Origin of the sequence: Psychrobacter sp. FME6 (genome assembly GCF_014861365.1) — a bacterium.
GTDB lineage: Bacteria > Pseudomonadota > Gammaproteobacteria > Pseudomonadales > Moraxellaceae > Psychrobacter.
On the sequence record NZ_RRYW01000035.1, the window covers coordinates 1 to 19,651 of the forward strand.

Genomic DNA, 19,651 nt, shown 5'->3' on the forward strand with positions numbered 1-19,651 from the left:
TTCTCTTTGTTGTGGTAAACAAGAGTGTAAGGCGTTGCTTATTTTTTTCAACTATTTCCCAATTCTATACAGCCCCTAGTAAGCCCATTGTACTTAGCTTGCTAAACCAAAAAAGATTGCAAGTAAGCGTGTATGGTTTTGCTATAATAACATTTTGTTTTACTCGCTATTAGGATTTTCAGTTATGTCAGAGAACGCTAGCATTACTACTAACCCAACACCCCTTTTACAAGATACTTTTACGGTAGGAAGCCGTACATTTTCTTCTAGGCTGTTGGTAGGCACAGGCAAGTATAAAGATATGACTGAAACTGGCGATGCTATTGGAGCATCGGCAGCAGAGATTGTCACCGTCGCCATTCGTCGTACCAATATTGGACAAAATAGCAATGAGCCCAATCTACTGGATGTGATTTCGCCTGATAAATACACCATACTGCCGAATACCGCGGGTTGTTTTGATGCGGAAACCGCCATTCGTACTTGTAAACTTGCTCGCGAGCTATTGGGCGGGCATAATTTGGTGAAGCTTGAAGTATTGGGTGATGAAAAAACGCTTTACCCTAATATCACTGAGACCCTAAAAGCAGCCAAAGTGCTGATTGATGATGGCTTTGAAGTCATGGTATATACCTCAGATGACCCTATCGTGGCGCAAGAATTAGAAAGCATGGGCTGCGTGGCCATTATGCCGCTTGGTAGCTTGATTGGTTCAGGCCTTGGTCTGCTCAATCGTCATACGCTAAGCCTTATTATCGAAAATGCCAAAGTACCAGTATTGGTCGATGCAGGCGTCGGTACCGCTTCTGATGCTGCCATTGCCATGGAGCTGGGCTGTGATGGTGTGCTGATGAACTCAGCGATTGCCAGTGCGCAAAACCCAGTGATGATGGCGCAGGCCATGAAACATGCTGTTTGGGCAGGACGTCAGGCTTTCTTAGCGGGCCGTATGCCGATGCGCAAGATGGCCATTGCCAGCTCGCCACAGACAGGATACTTTTTCCAATAGTTTTTTAATTGAATAACAATTATTACCTTAATAGTTTTTAATAAAAAATCAGCTATAAAATAATAATAAATGCAGCAACACTCATTTAAATTATTGTCATAAAAGGATTTATTATGCGACTTCTCACCGCAGTCGACCAGTTATTTTTACTTCTTGAGTCGCGTAAACAACCCATGCACGTCGGCGGCTTGTTTTTATTTGAATTACCGGAAAATGCGGACAGTGGTTTTGTCTGTCAACTGGTAAAACAGATGCAAGACTCTGATGTACCACCCACTTTTCCTTTTAACCAAGTACTTGAACACTTAATTTTTTGGCAAAAAGATAAACACTTTGACGTTGAGCATCACCTGCATCACGTGGCGTTACCACAGCCTGCACGGGTACGCGAGCTGCTGATGTACGTGTCAAGAGAACACGGTCGCCTTTTAGACCGCGCCATGCCGCTATGGGAATGCCATGTGATTGAGGGTATTCAGCCTGAAAGTGAAGGCGCTCCTGAACGTTTTGCCTTATATTTCAAAATTCACCATTCGTTGGTTGATGGCATCGCTGCCATGCGCTTGGTTAAAAAGTCTCTATCACAATCACCTACCGAGCCCGTAACCCTACCAATTTGGTCATTAATGGCGCGTCATCGTAACCAAGTCAATGCCATACTGCCTACCGAAAAATCCATTAGAAATATTCTTAAAGAACAACTATCTACTATCAAACCTGTATTTACCGAACTGCTAGACAACCTAAAAAACTATGGTGATGATGGTTATGTGGGTACTTTTGATGCACCAATGAGTATTTTAAATAAACGTATCTCAGCATCACGGCGGATAGCGGCACAGTCTTATGACATACAGCGTTTTAACGACATCGCCGAAAGGCTAAAAATCAGCAGAAACGACGTCGTGCTAGCGGTTTGTGCTGGTGCCATTCGTCGTTATTTAATATCGAGGGACGCATTGCCTAGCAAGCCATTAATTGCTTTTGTGCCGATGTCGCTACGTACTGATAATAGTATATCGGGCAATCAGCTGTCATTTGTATTGGCCAATTTAGGCACGCATTTAGACAATCCATTGCGCCGGATTGAGTTGATTCACCGTAGTATGAATAATGGCAAGCGCCGCTTCCGCCGCATGAATCAAGCACAAGTCATCAACTATAGTGTGATCGCTTATGCTTGGGAAGGTATCAATCTAGCCACTGGCTTATTCCCTAAGAAACAAGCGTTTAACCTTATCATTTCTAACGTTCCTGGGTCTGAGAAGCCACTATATTGGAATGGCGCGCGCTTGCAATCTTTATATCCTGCTTCTATCGTGTTCAATGGACAAGCAATAAATATAACCTTAGCCACGTATTTGGACAAGATTGAGTTTTGTATTACCGCTTGTAGCAAAGCATTACCGCATATACAAGATATGCTGACGCTAATAGAAGAAGAGTTAACCTTATTAGAAACGACCAGTAAAGAGCTCGAATTTGAAGGTATCACCGTCAAAGACAAAAGTACTAAACAAACAAAAAAGCTGGCGCCATAATGGCACCAGCCTTTTCTTTTTAATATTTAACACTTAATACTGCAAATAAATATTAAAATTTATACAGCGTCGCCCCACGTTGGTACGACCACCTGCATCAACGGTTTCAGTAATTTGACGTTACAGGCAAAGATAGAGCCTGAGGTCATCGAGTTGTGCGCGCCAGTATGATCAACGACCACACCGCGTGCTTCGGTCACGATAAGCTCACCGGCGGCGATATCCCAAGGCTTGATAGACATCTCAAAATAACCATCAAAACGACCCGCCGCCACATAGCATAAATCAAGTGCTGCTGAGCCTAAACGGCGAATTTGTCCACCTTCCTCTGAGATTTTCTGCAAGCTTTCAAAATGCTCTTTGGCATAAGAAATCACTTCACCATTACGCTTACGTTCTAGAGGATGACCTGTGGTAAATAAACCACCATCAATGGTTTTGCGTTCGCTGACATTGATACGGCGCTGGTTGAGACGAGCGCCTTTACCACGGCTGGCAGAGAACATCTCATCACGAACAGGATCATAGATGACCCCGTGTTGGGTGACGCCTTTATGCTGTACGGCGATAGACACACAAAACTGTGGTACGCCATGAACGAAGTTTTTGGTGCCATCTAGCGGATCAATAATCCAGCACCAGTCAGCATCTTCGCCGATGCCTTCTTGCATACCGAACTCTTCACCCAAAAACGAATGATTTGGATAGCTGGCTTTTAGCGTCTCAATCGTTAGCTCTTCGCTGAAGCGATCGATACGTGTGACCAGTCCATCAAGTCCTTTGGACTCAATATCCAACTCGATTTTGTGGCGGTTATGATGCGCATATAAAATTTCTTTACCAACTTTTTCAGCAGTACGCGCTGCGATGACGACCATGGGTTCCATAAATAACCTATTTGCTTGATGAATGAATATAACATTTACTTGATGAATGAATGTCAAAAATAAGACCAAATTTGTGCCCACAACAAGCCAACTAGACTGGCCGCATCACACCCATAACTATGCGCTTTAAAAAACCTGCCTTTTAAAAACGACAACCGCATTATACTAAAATTATTCGATAAAAACGAAAAAGCCACGACCTTCGCCAAGCCCACCCAATATTTAGGTAGCCATCACAAACTGCGCAAGTTGTAAAAAAGTCAGCACCTACGGCTAGCAGGCGTTCGCTCTATCGATCGAGCTTTTATCTATTGCAAGCAACACACGATTCAAATCAAATATGACTTATGACAACAGTTGCTTAAGCTGTATCACCACACCCTGAACGTCTAACCCGCAGTCAGCCATTTGTTCCGCTTGCGAACCGTGCGCAGCAAAGCGATCGGGAATTCCAATATTGCGAATGGCGGGACGGCTATGTTTAAAGGCAGGCGACTCATTGAGCAAATACTCATTTACCGCACTACCCGCGCCGCCCATAATCATATGTCCTTCCAAGGTTGCAATATGAGTAATGCCTTTTGCCAATAACGCTTCTAATAATTCAGTGTCTAAAGGCTTTACCCAGCGCATATTGACCACATGTATCTGGCACTCGTCTTCAGCATACGCCTCAATAATATTTTCTGCGGCTTGTTGGGCGGTAGCAACCATAGTACCAAATGCCAATAGCGCCAGTTTTTTAGGCGCATCATCGCTACCTAATACTGACTCTATAACAGCTTCACCGATATTATAAACTTGTGCTGGTTGTTCGATAATTGCGCCAGTACCGACGCCACGTGGATAACGTACTGCTGTGCAGCCATCATATTCATAGCACGTATTGAGCAAGTGGTAGCATTCGTTCTCATCTTTTGGCGCGGCAATCAGCATATTTGGCACGCAGCGTAAAAAGGCAAAATCAAATACGCCCGCATGCGTTGCGCCATCTTCACCCACCAAACCGGCACGATCGATGGCAAACATGACATCGAGATTTTGCAACGCCACATCATGAATCAGCTGATCGTAACCACGTTGTAAAAACGTCGAATAAATCGCCACAATCGGCTTAACACCTTGAGTTGCCATACCAGCAGCTAGCGTGACGGCATGTTGCTCAGCAATCGCCACGTCAAAAAAGCGTTCTGAGAATTGACGAGCAAACTCAATCATCCCCGAGCCTTCTTCCATAGCAGGTGTTATACCAAGCAATTTGTCATCTTCAGCAGCTTTGTCACATAGGAACTGCCCAAACACTTCGGAGTATTTTAAAGCAGGTTTGTTTATAACTTGGCTGTCTTGTGACGTTTCTGTCGCGCTACTTTCGTTACCTTCAGCTGGCAACCTGCCGATAGCGTGATAGCCGACTGGGTCTAATTCAGCTGGGGCAAAACCTTTACCTTTGGTGGTATAAATATGGACTAAAACAGGGCCTTTTACTTGCTTTGCAATCGATAATACTCGCAGCAGCTCAGGGATATTGTGCCCATCAAATGGACCAAAATAAGTAAAACCAATCGCTTTAAATAAGTTGTCTTCTAGCTGCGGGACATCGCGCATCTCTTTATGACGTTTACGGCGATCAAAGCTCTTCATATCAGGGCGATGGCGTAAGATAGGCTCACCTACATCAGAGATATCAACTTGATAACCGGACTCCCAAAGCATCGCTAAATGCCGTGAAAAGCCACCGATAGAACAGGATATGGACATATCATTGTCATTTAAAATGACCAATAAATCCGCATCTTGCTGCACCGCATCATTCATCGCCTCAAAAGCCATACCACCTGTCATCGCGCCATCGCCAATAATACACGCGACCGTTTGCGTACGACCTTGATAACGCAGCGCTAAACTCATGCCCAAGCCAGCTGAGATTGAAGTGGATGAATGGCCAACGCCAAAGGTATCGTAGTCGGACTCTGCACGCTCAGGAAAAGCAGTCAAACCATCTTTTGAGCGAATGGTGCTAAGCTTATCGCGGCGACCTGTCAATACTTTATGCGCATATGCTTGGTGACCCACGTCCCAGACAATCTGATCTTGGGGGGTATCTAAAAGATGATGTAACACAATGGTTAGTTCAACCACCCCTAAATTGGCGCCGAAATGCCCACCGCTTTGACCTGCGGAATACAACAAAAAAAGCCGCAGCTCATCAGCCAATGTAATAAGCTCAGCGGTTGTAAATATATCAAGATCGGCTGGCGTAGCAATACTGTCAAGCAAAGGCGTATGGGGACGCTCGCGTGGAATCACAGCATAGGCTTGCTGTAAGTTCGACAGTTGGGCAGGAGTATCGGCAGCTGGCGCAGATACGGACTGAGACTGTGGGGAATGAATTGACTGCTGCATAAACCGTAGATACCTACCAATCTGCTGACAAGACGTTGTCTTAGTGCGTAATACTCACTAAGGCAACGCCAATAATATCCACATCGTTATCGATGTAATTAACCATATAATTGTTCATAAAACCATAAGCTATCCATGCAACTTTTATAAAAATAGCTGTGCTGCACCTAACCGCAAATACGCTGTCATAATGGCGCCATGGAACATTGCTCTGACGCTTTCATACCAAGGGACGATATTATGCCTTATTATTTTGCATCGATACCGGATGTTAGTGACGACATAGTAATGTAAGGGCAAAGACTTGTCACTGTATCCGTCAAAATAGTATGGCATAATAGCATTTTTTTTGAATTATCGCTTTAATCATCGTGCGTCGTTTGTGAACTTTGTGTGTTATTTATAATAAATACCATCAGCGCGCGCTCTACCGCCACGACTATCGGCTTATGCAGGATATTAATGTCATATCAACTTATCACTAGCGCCAAACTACCGACTCGTCATGGCGAGTTTGATATTCATATCTTTGAAAATGAAGACGGTCAAGAGCACGTGATGCTGACCGTAGGTCTGTCTGTGATCGATCAAAATACGGGCGCCAGCAGTTTACCAAACGCATTTAACACGGTAACAAACCAAGGTAATGATACGCCAGCAGAGCGACCCATTCCATTAATTCGTATTCATTCCGAATGCTTAACGGGTGATGCTTTTAGCTCATTAAAGTGTGACTGTGGACCGCAGTTAAATACAGCAATGCAGGCAATACAAGAGACCGGTTGCGGGGCTATTTTGTATCTGCGCCAAGAAGGTCGCGGCATCGGTCTCACCAATAAGATTCGCGCCTATGCCCTCCAAGATCAGGGCCATGATACCCTAGATGCCAATCTCATGTTAGGCTTACCAGCGGATGCGCGCGTTTACGATATGTGCGGCCCGATGCTCGCCCATGTCGGCATAGATGCCGTACGCCTTATTACCAATAACCCCGATAAAGTCGCTTACTTAACAGAGCATGGCATTAATGTCGTTGAGCGAGTACCATTAGTAGTTGGGGTTAACGATATGAATGAAGCATATTTAGCAACCAAGCGCGACCGTATGGGGCACCTGCTAGATAAAGATTTCAATACCGCCATACACCTTAATAAATAGACATCAATAAATAAACATCAATAAATAGATATTTTATGAGTATTTCAAATAGTAATAATAAACAAGACCTGTCAGCGACAGACTCAACCATAGCAACCAATAACGACATTCTGCGCGTGCGTGAATTTTTAGTTGATTTGCAGGCGCGCATTTGCCAAGCGTTAGAGGCTCAAGAGCGTGACGGCAGCACTGATAACCAAACGCCCGCAGTCTTTGTTCCTGATGATTGGGAACGTCCTGAAGGCGGCGGTGGTCGCTCATGCGTGTTGGCAGATGGTCAAGTAATTGAAAAAGCGGGCGTGATGTTTAGTCATATTCACGTAAAAAACCTGCCTGCTTCAGCAACCGCCCGCCATCCAAATATCGCTGGTCGCAAAGCGCAGGCCATGGGTGTCTCATTGGTTATCCACCCCAAAAACCCTAATGTCCCGACTAGCCACGCTAATGTGCGTTTATTCGTGGCCGAAGCAGAGGATGAAGACCCTATTTGGTGGTTTGGTGGCGGCTTTGATTTGACTCCATTCTATCCAGTACTCGCTGACTGTGTGCATTGGCATCAAGTTTGTCATGATCTTTGTGCGCCTTTTGGCGACAGCGTCTATCCTGACTTTAAGCAATGGTGCGACGAATACTTCCATCTACGTCATCGCGATGAGCAGCGCGGTATCGGTGGTTTATTTTATGATGATGTCAATACAGAAAGTCGCGGCTGGGATTTCGAAACCTGCTTTAATTTTATGAAAGCGGTAGGTAACGGTTACCTTGACGGTATCATACCGATTTTTGAACAGCGTAAAGACGCACCTTACACCGAAGCTCAACGTGAATTTCAGTTATATCGTCGTGGCCGCTATGTCGAATACAATCTTGTTTATGACCGCGGCACGCTATTTGGACTACAGAGTAATGGCCGTATCGAATCCATATTGGTCAGTATGCCACCGCTTGCCAGCTGGCATTATCGCTTCGAACCGACTGAGGGCACACCTGAGTTTGAATTGACCGATTTTTACCTAAAACCACGCGATTGGTTGACTTTATAGTCGATATTGGCATAATGCCTTATCAATAATGACTGCTTGTCACAGTAATTTTAAAGGTCAGCTACCCATGCTGACCTTTGTTATTTAAGATAATAAAGGCGCGCTGATTTACACCAGTAATGACTATTTTGTTGAATATCATTCGATGATCTTAAGTCCTGATAGTGAATCAATTACAAGTATTTTACAAAAAGGCACCTTATTGCTCTATTTTCTTCAAGAATATTGGGGTCTAATTAGAAGTAATATGTCTGTAAAAAGAGGTTTTCAAAAAACAGTTTTTCGACCCATTGTTTTTTGATTAACAGAGCATATTAGCAAATTTTGAGATATTAATATTTTGTACAATAACAGATGTTTAAAAATATCCCTTAAAAACTTATTCCAACAGCAGCAATTTAATCAGGTGACGAGCATTTATGCTACGCCACCTTTTTATTAGCCACGTATAAAGGAGCAGTACACATGGCCCAGATCTCTAACCAAAAATCATTGAAGTCTATCTTTGGTATCACGTTGATGGCAGCAATCTTAGGTCTAACCGCCTGTAGTAAGCCAGTCGACCCTGAAGTTAAGGCCCGTCAAGACATCATGAAAAACTTTGGCGATGCAATGAAAGTGATGGGTGGCATGGCCAAAGAACCTGATACTTTTGATGCAGAAGTATTTAAAGAGCAAGCAGCGTTTTTAGCAGAAGAATCTAAAAGCCCTTGGGGTCATTTTGAAAACCCAGAAACCATGGGTAATGCCAAAGAAGCGGTATGGTCGGATGCTGATGGTTTCAGTGCTGAAGCCGACAACTTCCAAAAAGTCACTGCTGAATTAAATACAGTCGCTCAAACAGCGACCAGCATTGATGGTGTTATGCCTGAATTCGGTAACGTTGGAGATAGCTGTGAGTCATGTCATACCGACTTTAAAGTGGAAAAAGACTAATTAGCTCTACAGCTCTGCGCTGATACAATAAAATAGCGCAATAAAGCAATACCGTAAAAAAGCCACCGTATCATGAGATATAGTGGCTTTTTTATTGGATTTTTTGGCTAAATAGACTTATCCGAGTTGTTTATTCCAGTAGCACTCGTATCGGTTTTAAAGTAAATCAACTATGGCATGTTATTGTTATAAAACTCAGTTTCATTTTTTTGATCATTAATACCACTTTGTTCATTAACTTTATTGACGATGGCATCGACTGATGGATCACTCAAATCTATGGTACGTACGGGGAAAGGCATATTCACCCCTGCGGCATCCAATGCTATTTTAATTTCTACAATCACTTGATGCGTCGAGGCGACTTTATTGGCCTGCGTGCCATCTTCAATAAACCAGCGCACCATTAAATCAATCGTAGAGTCACCAAAGCCGGTGGCAATCACGCTCGGCTTAGCTTTTTTGGATACACTGTCCGCTTTATCCAATGCCTGTATAATCTCCGCTTTTGCCGCCTCGATATCGTCTTCATAACCAATACCGACCGCCACTTGTAGGCGGCGCTGCTTATACGCCGTATTAACGGTCAATACTGAAGTATAGAGGTCTGAGTTGGGAATAACCACTTGACGACCGTCATACGTTTTAATGGTCGTGGCACGGATTTTGATGTCTTCAACCGTTCCTTCGTAATCGCCTGACACAATCTGATCACCGATACGAAATGGCTCAGACAGGAGTAACAAAATACCAGATAACAAGTTTTGAAAGATATCTTTAAAGGCAAAACCTATCGCGACCGAACCGATACCGAGCGCCCCAATCAGCTTGGCAGGGGTAAACCCTGGTACGGCAACGACCATGGCGATCATAAAACCAATAAAGACAATCAGTGCACCGCCGACTCGCTGAAACACTTTCACTAAGTTTTGATGTCGACTGCGGCTGCCCAAAAGCTTGTATACGATTTTTTTGAAGACAATCGATAAAAACCAGAAAAGTAGAATGACAACGATTGCTGCGACAAAATAGGGTATACGCTCTACAAAGCCCACCACTATCTCATTTGCCGAATCGATAATGCTTTGATAGCTCAATGCATCAGCCGTTGACGATACAGCAGCTGTCTCGGTATTTACTATCGTTTCTGCCTCAGAGGTAGGCATTTAAGTGTCACTCCTTTAATTATTTTTCTCGTTATCAACTGGTTTTTAACTTGTATGAGCAAGCGTTGCTTATAGGGTGTGTTGAAATTTAGGATGTGTTGAAATTTAACCCATCAAATCGGCTTGTACAATTTCAATCCAGTAGCCATCGACGTCTTTGATAAAGGCAATATTTTTCATGCTACCATCTTCTGGGCGTTTTTTAAATTCGACCGCATTTTTATCAAACCAAGCGACCGCATCTTCTAAATTAGGCACACTAAAGCAAATATGACCAAAACCTTGTGGCTCTTGGTTGCCATCATGATAGCTAAAATCTGCTTGGGTTTCGGTACCATAATTATGGGTAAGCTCTAGAATACCGCGCTGACGAAAGGCAAAAACCTCTAAATCATCCCCCGATGGTAGATTTTCACGCTCGCTCTCGGTTAATTTAGCTAAAAAGTATAAATCAAAACCCATGTCAGGGAATTTTTTGACCGCAAGTAACGTCATCCCAAGAACGCCCGTATAAAACGCCAACGATTTAACAGGGTCTTTGACTCGCAGCATGGTGTGATTAAAGGTAAAGCCTGTGGTTTGACCTGAGATAGACTGAATACCATCGACATTTACGCTACTAGCTGGCTGAGCGATTAGTGGCTCATTATTATTGTTATCGGTGGCTGAACCTGTATTTGAATGAGAAGAGGAAACAGACGAAGAAATAGACATAACTATCCTAATATTGACAAAGTAGAGAGTTTTAAGACGAGCGAGCAACCGTTATGGTGCCCGCTCAGCCTTCTATCATAATAAAAAAACGATGCAAGGGTTGATAAGGTTTTGTAAGAGCACACTTGGTATGCCCTGTCTACAATACTGATTAGCTGTCTAAAAAGCGTACCGTACCCGTCTCTAAATTATACTCCGCGCCCACCACCAGCAATTGTCCACTATTGGTTAAATCCTCTAGCGCGCGCGAGCCATGCTTAAGCTGGCTAACTGACATGCGCACGTTGGCACGGATAGAGCGGTCGACCAACTCATCTGCATCGACGTCTTGACCATTAGCGGTGGCAAGCTCATGCAAGTTATAAACGCTTGGGCGGATACGGTCAACGATGGACTGCAAATTGGGAGAGTAGTTTTGCTCCGGATTAATAAGCGTCTCCACGCAAGCGGTGACCGCGCCGCAATGTGAATGACCCAACACCACCACCAGCTTAGTGCCAAATTTTTCGGCCGCAAACTCAATCGAGCCAATCTGTGATGGCGCCACCACATTACCCGCCACTCGGATGACGAATAAATCACCCAAGCCTTGGTCAAATACAATCTCAACGGGGACGCGTGCATCCGAGCAGCCCAAAATAATGGCGATAGGATCTTGATCATTGATGAGTTCTGGGCGCTTTTGCATACAGGGATCAGTACTGGTCAAACTATCAATGTAACGTACATTGCCTTCTTTGAGCAGTGCCAGTGCTTCTTGACCAGTTTTTGGGCGGTTACTGTTAGGCATAAAGAGTCCTTTTTTATAAAAATGATTAAAATTATGAATTGCTCTAGCAGCCTGCTTTTCATACCAGCTTATCTTTTAAGCTCAGTCGTCTGCTATGGCAAATATTGTTGTATTTAACATACACAAAATTATTGTATAGGAACCAAACCAAAAAAATAGTAAAAATTCTTTATTTTAACTTGATTGCTTGCTTTGCTGCTGTCGCAAAATACTTTGAAATAAACGTACTAAATATACATATAGCTGATTCACTTTAAAACTGATACGAGTGCTACTGGAGTAAATTTTTCGCAGCCTCTGTCACGCCTGCGAACAGCAAGCAAGAAAAATTTACTCCAGTAGCACGGGATTATTGACGTGTCGATTTTATTTAGAACGGACTATAGTTAAGATGGATAAAAACCGTAAAAAATAAGTGGAAGGCGTTTAAAGTAACTTTACATGGCTTAAAGCCCAAACCAACCCACAGATAACGAACTTGCACTGATTTCTAGCAAGGGTTTGTTATAATACTCAGCAACCAAATGCCGTATCCATTCATAGTTTATGGCCATATTGATCTTTTGGTATTTTAGGAAGCAAGCTTATGACCGAATCAAACTCACAGATGCCTACCACTGCGCCATCCAACACTGACAAGGTGCTACTGCAACTGACTGGTCTGAAAAAAACCTATGATCAAACGGAAGTATTAAAAGACATCAATCTCGATATCAAGCATGGTGAATTTTTAACCCTGCTTGGACCATCTGGCTGTGGTAAAACCACATTGCTACGGTTGATTGCCGGTTTTGAGCAACCAGATGCAGGGGCGATTTATCTCGATGGGGTACAGATGGCAGGCTTGCCAGCGGATAAGCGGCCAGTCAATACCGTATTCCAGCAATATGCATTATTTCCGCATATGACAGTGGCGCAAAACGTCGCTTACGGTCTTAAGCTCAAAAAAGTCCCTAAAAACGAGATTCAAACCCGCGTGCGTGAAATGCTAGCGATGGTACAACTTGAACATCTTGCCAACCGCAAACCGCAAGACTTGTCTGGTGGTCAGCAGCAGCGCGTGGCGATTGCACGGGCGGTGATTAATCGCCCTAAATTGCTATTACTCGATGAGCCGCTATCGGCACTTGACCATAAGCTGCGCCTACAAATGCAGTCTGAGCTTAAGCGCCTGCAGCGTGAGCTGGGCATTACTTTTGTCTTTGTTACTCATGACCAAGAAGAAGCGCTATCGATGTCAGACCGCATCGCAGTGATGAAAGACGGCAAGTTTCAGCAAATCGGCACGCCTATTGAAATTTATGAAACCCCTGCCAATTTATTCACTGCCAAATTTATCGGTGAGACCAATCTATTTAAGGCTGAGGTCAAGGGCGTTTATCCTGAGCAGCCAGATCGTGATGGTCGGGTGACCAATGGACGGATCGAAGTCGAGGTTTGCGAGGCGCAAGCGCAAGATGGTCCGACTACCTTACGCAATCTACGCCGCCCGGACTTTGCCAACGATGTCCAAGTTGGCGATATCGTGAATTTATTGCTACGCCCTGAAGATTTACGGATTTACGATCCCAATAACGCCGAACATACTGGCCTACTAGGGCGGGTCATTGAAAGCAACTATAAAGGCAGCACCTTAGACTCCATTATTGAGCTGGAAAATGGCCATATTATTAAGGCGTCGGAGTTCTTTGATGAGGATGATCCAAGCTTTGATTATAAGTTAAATGAGGGCGTAAAAGTGTCATGGGTTGATGGCTGGGAATGGGTGTTGCCAGAAGATGCTACGCCTGATGACGAAAATAATAACCATATTAACCTAGCTGCCCAAAAGGATCTCACCTAATGGCACGTACTAGCGTCAGTAATAAAAGTCCTTTTCGTACGGCAACGCTATGGCTGATTTGGGGTTGGCTGCTTATCTTTGCGCTATTACCCAATATACTGGTGATTGCGGTCAGTTTTTTAACCCGTGATAGCACCGATTTTATTAGCCTACCTGTCAGTATCGATAGCTACGTGCGCATGATTGATCCCTTGTATTTTGGCGTATTTGTCCATTCATTATGGATGGCAAGTATCACCACGGTCATCTGCTTGCTGCTTGGCTACCCTTTTGCATGGCTAATCTCTAAAGTCAAAGCGCGGTGGCAACCGCTGCTCATGATGCTGTTAATCCTACCGTTTTGGACCAACTCTTTAGTGCGGACTTATGCCCTTAAATTGCTGTTTGCCAATAATGGTTTGATTAATAAATCACTACTGGCCATCGGAGTCATCGATACCCCTATTGATATTTTATATACCCAAGGGGCGGTAATAGCAGGTTTAACCTACTTATTATTTCCTTTTATGGTGCTGCCGCTGTATGCCGTTTTTACCGATTTGCGCAATGACATGCTACTCGCCTCACAGGACTTGGGCGCATCAAAAACCCAGACCTTTTGGCATGTGGTATTACCGTTGACCACGCCAGGGATTATTTCAGGGGTGCTGTTGGTTCTATTACCTGCGATGGGGATGTTTTACGTCGCCGATATTTTAGGTGGCTCACGCAATTTATTGGTGGGTAATATTATAAAAAATCAGTTTTTGGATGCGCGTGATTGGCCATTTGGCGCTGCAGCCAGCGTGTTATTGACACTGGCGATGGCGATATTATTACTTGCCTACCGTGCCAGTAGCCGCCGTATTGGCAAGACTGATTTTAATGAGGTGGCCTGATGTCTGATAGCTCACGGACTAATGCACCGACTAAAAAGAGGCCTTCTACTAAGATTGGCAGTATTAAAATTGGTAGCATCGCTGCCAAAGGCTATCTTAGCCTAATTTATGCCATGCTATATTTACCCATTGTTGTTTTGGTAGTGATGTCATTTAACAAATCCAAGATTGGCTACAATTGGGGTGGTTTTAGCTTAAAGTGGTACGAATCGCTATTCAACAACCAAGCCATGCTCGATGCTTTTTGGCATTCTATTGTATTGGGGTTGGTCGCCGCGACCGTTTCGACTGTGATAGGCACCCTAACTGCCCTCGCGCTACACCGCTATAACTTTCGTGGTAAAGGTCTGCTAAATGGACTATTATTTGTGCTGATGATGTCACCTGAGATTGTACTGGCTATCTCATTATTGGCCTTATTTTTACTAATTGGTCTACAGTTGGGTTTTGTATCACTGCTATTGGCGCACATTACTTTTTGCCTGCCGTTTGTGGTCATTACGGTATTCGCGCGTTTAAGCAGTTTGGATGAGCGCTTGATGGAAGCAGCGCGTGATTTGGGTGCCAATGAATCAACGATGGTGCGTACCGTTTTAATCCCTGTTATTCTGCCAGCGGTCATGGCAGGTTGGCTGCTTGCTTTTACCTTATCACTCGATGATGTGGTGGTTTCGACCTTTGTTACTGGGCCTAGTTATGAGATTTTACCACTGCGGATTTACTCGATGGTACGCGTAGGCCTTAAGCCAGAAGTCAATGCTATCGGTACGCTACTATTGGTTGCTTCTTTGGTATTGGTTATTATCTCGCAGCTATTATTACGTCGACGCTAATTTGCCATCACTCATTAACCATCGCTGCTTAGAAATAAACTTTGAATGAAAGTCAGCGCCATATCAATTATAATGAATTTTTCTCACTTTAGCGGTTAGGTTGTCTTATGTTAGAACTCCGTCATCTCAATACCTTAACCGCACTAAGAGCACATGGTTCGCTCGCTGCAGCGGCCGATGAGTTGCATGTCACTGCCTCTGCGGTCTCGCACCAGCTAAAAGAACTGGAGAATTACTATGATATCAGTTTGGTTAATCGTCGCACTCGTCCGCTGACTTTTACCCCCGCAGGCAAAACGGTATTGGCATTAGCAGATAGCATCATGCCGCAAGTTACTCGTACCAAATCCAATCTTAAGCGCTTAGCGCACGGCCAAGCAGGCAGGCTGCGCCTAGCGTCTGAATGTCATAGCTGCTTTGATTGGCTGATGCCGATACTCAATCATTATCGCCGAGAATGGTCGGATGTGGAGCTAGACTTTGCTACTGGCTTTGAACCTGAGCCGCATCATTTATTGATGGAAGGTGATATTGACCTACTGATTACCACCAGTGATTTACCGTTAGAGGGTATCAGCTATCAGCCCTTGTTTGAATACGAAAGTCGCTTGGTACTTTCGCCCACGCATGATTTAGCGGCGCAGGAATTTATTAAGCCAGAGGATTTGACCGATGAGACGCTGATTGCCTATCCAGTAGAGGCTAAGCGCCTCGATATTATTGCCAACTTTATGACCCCAGCGCAGGTAAGCTTTGAGAGTATTCGTACCACGGAGTTGACCGCGATGCTGATTCAGTTGGTCGCTAGTGAACGAGGAGTGGCGGCATTGCCTGATTGGGTAGTTGCCGAATATGAGAAAAAAGGCTGGGTTGTGTCGCGTCCATTAGGCGACGGCGTACATTGTCAGCTATACGCAGCGACGCGTACCTCCAGTCAAGATACCGCCTATATGCAAGGGTTTGCCAGTTTGCTAGAAGGGATCGTAAAGCCAGTTTAGAATTTTATTTGTCATAAAGCCCGTTATGGGAACGAGGACGGTACCCTAGTGAGGACTTGAACCTTCGGCTGTAAGCTAATAGTATCAATGGTTTTGCCCACTGAAATAGTCGCAGTATACTTCATAGTGTACTTACCATATATATTCTATCTGTGATCGGTGCGCTATACAGGCATCGAGCTTCTAGTGTTAGATGCAACTTTAGTAATTATGAAATAATCAGCGTCAGTCTTAATAATAAATCATTTATCAATTGCTAAGGCATCAAAAAAAATACTGATATAGGAAAATGGCATGAAAACAGATGATCAAATTATTTATCAAAAAATAGGTGAATTGCTATGGTCAGTAATGTCTCTGAAAGATAATAATATTGTTTTTAGAGGACGTATTTATTCTGAACATCAAGACTTTCAGTTACTATGTGAAACAAATGAAGGGCCTAAATATGTAGAAATGACAAATGATCTTTTCTTTGATTTACGAAAGCTGATGGAAGACTTGAAGCAATGCTTAATTTTCAATAAAGAACCTTGGACACAGTTTAAAATTGTCTTAAATGAAGATGGTAATTTTAAAATTGATTTCGCTTATATTTCTGAAGAAGATAGTTGGCCTGGTTTATATATGAGGTCAGTTAGCAACTTAGATCAGACTGAGCTTGATGAATACTATATCCCTATGAAGGAATGGGAAAGATGTGTGAGTTCTAAAAAGTAAAAAGGCAGCTCGAATTCTCTATAAATAAAGCATAGTTTCCTAGAGTATACCGAAAAATGACTGAATTCCTAATAAGGTTTAATGTTTTAATAACATTAAACCTTATTCTTTAAATATGTTCAGCACTTTCAGAGCCTAAATTATACGCTTAATTAAGTTATCTTTTTTTATAAACTGATGATATAAGGCTCCACCAATGTGAGCTAGTGTAAAGGCAATAATCATTGGCCAAATAATATCAGTGTGTACATCATTGTAAAAACGTGCCGCACTGCGATCTGGTGTGACGAAAACTGGAATCTCAAATAGCCCAAAGATATCAACAGGGTGACCACCATAAACTGACATTAGTAATCCAGCCATTGGCATCGCAATCAATAGCGCGTAAAGGGCAAAATGCGTCAGTTTAGATATGATGCTTTGCCATACAGGCATTGGTACTGAAGGTGGCGTATTAGTAAGTAATCGATTAATCAATCGCGCAATCATCCAAAATAAAACGCTCATACCAAATGCTTTATGTAGATTGAGGTATAACGAATTATCACTATTACCGTAAAGCAACATTAAGCACCAAGTGACCAGTAGTAGCAGGGCACTAATCCAATGTAGTAAGCGACTCGTTGTTGGCCACTTCTGGATGTGAGATTGAAATTTATTCATAATATACCTCCTTAAATAATGTAAAAAAACGCTGCTTCAAATAGCGTAGCCATCAGCTTTAAAACCTATAAACCCTCTCAAAGTACATTCCATTCTGCATCCTTATGAGGACGCAGTAATAAGAAACTCTGTATATAAAATATGGTTGACATGAGCAACTATATTTTATATAGTTGCTCATGTCAACCATATGAAGAGAGTGATATGTCTAAAAATTCGTTACACGAAACCTTGCATCAATTGATGCATACGTATACCAATTTATTGTTAGAGGGTATTAGACGCCAAGAGCTAGATCTATCAGTGATGCACATTAGAACTCTGAAAGGTGTGTGTCATAACCCTGAGGTCACAGCAAAATCAATCGCTAAGCGTATGGAGCGTGATAAAGCACAAATCACTCGAGCCTTAAATGATCTGTTAGCCGCCGACTTAATTATTAAAAAAGACAACCCATTAGATGGTCGCAGTCAGTTACTACAGCTAACGGCAAAAGGGGAAGCGGTCATGGAAAAGCTTGATGTTGCAGAAGAGTGGGCTCGTGATCAGCTTACTCAAAATCTTAGCCTTGTTGAGCTGTCACTATTTTTTAGAGTTAGTCGCACCATGATAGACAATGTTAAGAGCAGCCACTTTCTCGATAAGTGAGATCAGCACTCTTAACGTATAGCCCCAATAATAAAAATCCTTTCACAATTTATAAAAACCCTCAAAAAGTTGAAATATTATGAATAACAATAGAGACCAAACCCCCGTACGCGAAGTGATGACTGTGACAGGTAAGCAACTACTGACCCCACACTATATCCGTATTTATCTGACTGCACGGCCTGACACTATTGCTAATATTGCAACCATGACCGTTGGGGCTAATAACAAAGTTGCTATCCCTCTCGACAAAACTCAACCCCTTGATCTAAACAATAAATCTAGCTTTGTCATGCGCACCTATACTCATCGCGGCGTAGATGTTGAAAAACAACAGATTTGGATTGATTTTGTCGCTCATGGCGATGAAGCGCCTGCTTCAGGCTGGGCCACGAATGCAAAAGTGGGTGATGAGCTCGGTGTGATGATGAAGCCGAAAAGTAAAGCTTTGTGTCCAGCAGCGGATAATATTCTGTTGGTTGGTGATGCTACAGCTATACCTGTGCTTGGCGCCATACTAGAGACCCTACCTAATACGGTAACTGGTCACTGTATTATCGAAGTGCATGACAAAGAAGATGAACAGAACTTACCAACCGCTTCCAATATTCAAATGACTTGGCTACACAACGCAAACCCTACGCAAGGCAGTCAATTGGCCGACGCAATAAAGGCTTTGACTCTACCAGATGCCGCCCAAAGCCGTTTTGCTTACGTTGCTAGTGAGTTTTCAGCTGTTAAAGCTATTCGTCAGTATTTAAAAGGTGATCTGGAGTGGTCAAAAGATGAGCTATATGCGTTTTCTTATTGGAAAGCGGGGGTAGCTGAAGACCAATCTGCAAATGATCGACGAGCAGAGAAAGATGCCGGTTGATTCAAAAGATGACTCATTATGATAAAGAGGTAAGAATGGCTTTGGAAACTGATTTATTTCTCGCTAAAGAAGAAAGAAGAACACCGTTGCTTTATAAAATCTTGGTCGTACTAGCCATGATGACTGTATTAGGCGGTATTTTAACAGGCGTTATGACTTACATGAATTTAGGATATTCCGATAACTTTTTCAACGCTTGGTCAAAATCGTTGTTAGCGGCTTATACCGTAATGCCTATTGGGTTTTTATTGATGGGCTTGATGACAAAGTTTATCAAGCATATACTCCCCCGCACTACAGAGCACAAACGTAACCTCTTAATAGGCGTATTAATGGCTTGTATTATGGAAGCCATATTGGCGTTTAGTACCGCGAGCAAAACCATTGGGTTTACAGATCAAACAGCATTTTTAAATGGTTGGCTGCAAGGGTTTTTAGCAGCATTGCCTGTAGGGTTGATATTGGTCCTTACTATTTCGATGACTATCAAACCTAAGCTAGTAAAGTTTTTAAAGAGCTAAAGCGTTAGCTTTATTTGATAGGTGTT

Annotated in this window: 19 protein-coding genes; 13 read left to right on the top strand and 6 right to left on the bottom strand. The window is 43.2% G+C overall.

From position 1 onward, the window contains the following. The first annotated feature begins 184 nt into the window (after window positions 1-184). Both EI162_RS06875 and EI162_RS06880 read left to right on the top strand, forming a co-directional pair. On the top strand, window positions 185-1,009 hold the full coding sequence (locus EI162_RS06875; protein WP_192523641.1) for a thiazole synthase: 825 nt from the start codon (window positions 185-187) through the stop codon (window positions 1,007-1,009). A gap of 113 nt (window positions 1,010-1,122) precedes the next feature. Next, window positions 1,123-2,550: a WS/DGAT/MGAT family O-acyltransferase gene (locus EI162_RS06880; protein ID WP_192523642.1), complete on the top strand. Its 1,428-nt coding sequence runs from the start codon at window positions 1,123-1,125 to the stop codon at window positions 2,548-2,550. 59 nt (window positions 2,551-2,609) lie between these two features. Here the strand turns inward: EI162_RS06880 and EI162_RS06885 are convergent, their stop codons facing one another. Next, complete coding sequence (locus EI162_RS06885; protein WP_192523643.1) at window positions 2,610-3,437, bottom strand: inositol monophosphatase family protein; 828 nt, start codon at window positions 3,435-3,437, stop codon at window positions 2,610-2,612. Between the two features lie 345 nt (window positions 3,438-3,782). After that, the gene (dxs, locus tag EI162_RS06890; RefSeq protein WP_192523644.1) at window positions 3,783-5,840 is read right to left on the bottom strand and encodes a 1-deoxy-D-xylulose-5-phosphate synthase; all 2,058 of its coding nucleotides are present in this window, start codon (window positions 5,838-5,840) and stop codon (window positions 3,783-3,785) included. A 462-nt stretch (window positions 5,841-6,302) separates the two neighbouring features. Between dxs and ribA the strand changes: the two genes are divergently transcribed. The 3 genes from ribA to EI162_RS06905 all read left to right on the top strand — a co-directional run bounded on the left by ribA (window position 6,303) and on the right by EI162_RS06905 (window position 8,977). Beyond that, entirely contained in the window at window positions 6,303-6,998 is a 696-nt protein-coding gene (gene ribA / locus EI162_RS06895; RefSeq protein ID WP_192523645.1) for a GTP cyclohydrolase II, read from the top strand. 35 nt (window positions 6,999-7,033) lie between these two features. Continuing rightward, window positions 7,034-8,041, top strand: coding sequence for an oxygen-dependent coproporphyrinogen oxidase (hemF, locus tag EI162_RS06900; protein WP_225735338.1), 1,008 nt, complete (start codon window positions 7,034-7,036; stop codon window positions 8,039-8,041). Window positions 8,042-8,506: 465 nt separating this feature from the next. Beyond that, complete coding sequence (locus EI162_RS06905; RefSeq protein WP_192523646.1) at window positions 8,507-8,977, top strand: c-type cytochrome; 471 nt, start codon at window positions 8,507-8,509, stop codon at window positions 8,975-8,977. A gap of 170 nt (window positions 8,978-9,147) precedes the next feature. Here EI162_RS06905 and EI162_RS06910 read toward each other — a convergent pair whose 3' ends face one another. The 3 genes from EI162_RS06910 to EI162_RS06920 all read right to left on the bottom strand — a co-directional run bounded on the left by EI162_RS06910 (window position 9,148) and on the right by EI162_RS06920 (window position 11,647). Then, complete coding sequence (locus EI162_RS06910) at window positions 9,148-10,143, bottom strand: mechanosensitive ion channel family protein (protein WP_192523647.1); 996 nt, start codon at window positions 10,141-10,143, stop codon at window positions 9,148-9,150. 105 nt (window positions 10,144-10,248) lie between these two features. Further along, window positions 10,249-10,857: a lactoylglutathione lyase gene (gloA, locus tag EI162_RS06915; protein ID WP_192523648.1), complete on the bottom strand. Its 609-nt coding sequence runs from the start codon at window positions 10,855-10,857 to the stop codon at window positions 10,249-10,251. A 151-nt stretch (window positions 10,858-11,008) separates the two neighbouring features. Then, complete coding sequence (locus EI162_RS06920; RefSeq protein ID WP_192523649.1) at window positions 11,009-11,647, bottom strand: carbonic anhydrase; 639 nt, start codon at window positions 11,645-11,647, stop codon at window positions 11,009-11,011. A 586-nt stretch (window positions 11,648-12,233) separates the two neighbouring features. Between EI162_RS06920 and potA the strand changes: the two genes are divergently transcribed. The 5 genes from potA to EI162_RS06945 all read left to right on the top strand — a co-directional run bounded on the left by potA (window position 12,234) and on the right by EI162_RS06945 (window position 16,919). Next, window positions 12,234-13,490 (top strand): spermidine/putrescine ABC transporter ATP-binding protein PotA, encoded by a 1,257-nt coding sequence (gene potA, locus EI162_RS06925; RefSeq protein WP_192523650.1) that lies wholly within the window; start codon window positions 12,234-12,236, stop codon window positions 13,488-13,490. Continuing rightward, a complete protein-coding gene (gene potB, locus EI162_RS06930) occupies window positions 13,490-14,368 on the top strand; it encodes a spermidine/putrescine ABC transporter permease PotB (RefSeq protein WP_192523651.1) in 879 nt (292 codons plus the stop codon). The genes potA and potB overlap by 1 nt, the downstream gene beginning before the upstream one ends. After that, window positions 14,368-15,201 (top strand): spermidine/putrescine ABC transporter permease PotC, encoded by an 834-nt coding sequence (gene potC, locus EI162_RS06935; protein WP_192523652.1) that lies wholly within the window; start codon window positions 14,368-14,370, stop codon window positions 15,199-15,201. The genes potB and potC overlap by 1 nt, the downstream gene beginning before the upstream one ends. A gap of 107 nt (window positions 15,202-15,308) precedes the next feature. Beyond that, a complete protein-coding gene (locus EI162_RS06940; RefSeq protein WP_192523653.1) occupies window positions 15,309-16,199 on the top strand; it encodes a LysR family transcriptional regulator in 891 nt (296 codons plus the stop codon). Between the two features lie 294 nt (window positions 16,200-16,493). Next, on the top strand, window positions 16,494-16,919 hold the full coding sequence (locus EI162_RS06945) for an immunity protein YezG family protein (protein ID WP_192523654.1): 426 nt from the start codon (window positions 16,494-16,496) through the stop codon (window positions 16,917-16,919). Window positions 16,920-17,054: 135 nt separating this feature from the next. Here EI162_RS06945 and EI162_RS06950 read toward each other — a convergent pair whose 3' ends face one another. Next, on the bottom strand, window positions 17,055-17,582 hold the full coding sequence (locus EI162_RS06950) for a cytochrome b (protein ID WP_192523655.1): 528 nt from the start codon (window positions 17,580-17,582) through the stop codon (window positions 17,055-17,057). Window positions 17,583-17,786: 204 nt separating this feature from the next. Between EI162_RS06950 and EI162_RS06955 the strand changes: the two genes are divergently transcribed. From EI162_RS06955 to EI162_RS06965, 3 genes are all read left to right on the top strand, one after another. Next, window positions 17,787-18,230 carry a MarR family winged helix-turn-helix transcriptional regulator gene (locus EI162_RS06955; protein ID WP_192523656.1) on the top strand — a complete coding sequence of 148 codons (444 nt, stop codon included), beginning with the start codon at window positions 17,787-17,789 and terminating at the stop codon, window positions 18,228-18,230. A gap of 79 nt (window positions 18,231-18,309) precedes the next feature. Next, a complete protein-coding gene (locus tag EI162_RS06960) occupies window positions 18,310-19,104 on the top strand; it encodes a siderophore-interacting protein (RefSeq protein WP_192523657.1) in 795 nt (264 codons plus the stop codon). Then, window positions 19,101-19,625, top strand: a complete 525-nt coding sequence (locus EI162_RS06965) for a DUF2798 domain-containing protein (RefSeq protein ID WP_225736922.1) — start codon at window positions 19,101-19,103, stop codon at window positions 19,623-19,625. Before EI162_RS06960 ends, EI162_RS06965 begins: the two co-directional genes overlap by 4 nt. Window positions 19,626-19,651 lie beyond the last annotated feature (26 nt).